The 1152-nt window shown below is 59.6% G+C and carries 1 protein-coding gene; it reads right to left on the bottom strand.

The features are described from left to right. Positions 1–13 precede the first annotated feature (13 nt). A complete protein-coding gene (locus tag KNN17_RS22270) occupies positions 14–1102 on the bottom strand; it encodes an IS630 family transposase (protein ID WP_241711099.1) in 1089 nt (362 codons plus the stop codon). Positions 1103–1152 lie beyond the last annotated feature (50 nt).

Here is a 1152-nt window from a genome sequence, read left to right as displayed (position 1 = left end):
CTAGTGGTCTGTCTCAGTTTTGCTTGATGGTTTCGAGTGCGACGCGGCCACGGGCTACTTTTTTGAGGATTGAGTCTGCGGTCGCGGTCCAAACCAGTGGTTTGGGTTCGGTGTTGTGAGCGGCGAGGTACTCTTCGATCTTGTTGATCAGGTCCGGGACGGAATGGAAGGCTCCGCGGCGCAGGGCCTTGTCCGTCAATTCCCGGAACCATCGCTCGACGAGGTTCAGCCACGAGGACGAGGTCGGAGTGAAATGCAGCTGGAACCGGGGATTTTTCGCCAGCCAGGCTTTCACGTCCGGGTGTTTATGCGTGGCGTAGTTGTCCAGGATCAGATGGACATCCAGGCCCTGCGGGACTTCCTTGTTGATGGTCTTGAGGAACACCAGGAATTCCTCGTGGCGGTGTTTGGGCAGGCAGGACCCGATGACTTTCCCGGTCGCCACGTCCAGGGCCGCGAACAACGTGGTGGTGCCGTGGCGCTTGTAGTCATGGGTCATCGTTTCCGCCCTGCCCTTCGTCATCGGCAGCGACGGCTGGGTACGGTCCAGCGCCTGGATCGAGGACTTTTCATCCATGCACAGCACGATCGCTTTTTCCGGCGGGTTCAAATACAGCCCGACCACGTCGATGAGTTTTTCCTCAAACTTCGGATCGTTTGAGAGCTTGAACGAGTCCACCAGATGCGGCTTCAGGCCACGGGCGGCCCAGATCCGCTGCACTTGCGCCGGGGACACCCCGACCTTCGCGGCCATCGTCCGCACCGACCAATGAGTCTGCCCTTCCGGCTTGGAATTGCGCGTCAGGTCAACGATCTCATCGATCTTTGCCTGCGGAATGACCGGCTTACGGCCCCGCCCCGGACGAACCTCACCCAAATGGGTGAGACCATCTTCGGCGAAGCGGGCACGCCAAGAACGCACCGTCGCCGGGCTCACACCAACAATCCCCGCGATCCACTCACTCGCCAGCCCCTCCGCGGCCATCAACAAAACCTGCGCCCGCTGCACCTCACGGTAGGACGCCGTCTGCGACTTGGAAAGCCTCTCAAGAAGCACACGCTGGGCATCAGAAACCACCAAAGCAGGAGCACGATTCGACATGCACCAATATTAACAGCCCACCTCTAGCTATTTTGGAGACACACCACTAG

This window comes from Arthrobacter bambusae (assembly GCF_022606295.1).
GTDB lineage: Bacteria > Actinomycetota > Actinomycetes > Actinomycetales > Micrococcaceae > Arthrobacter > Arthrobacter bambusae_A.
This window is presented reverse-complemented; position numbering and strand designations above follow the sequence as displayed.

Bases quoted from the DNA above. Each gene is read 5' to 3' on its own strand.
- KNN17_RS22270 (WP_241711099.1), bottom strand. From the start codon at position 1,102: ATGTCGAATCGTGCTCCTGCTTTGGTGGTTTCTGATGCCCAGCGTGTG.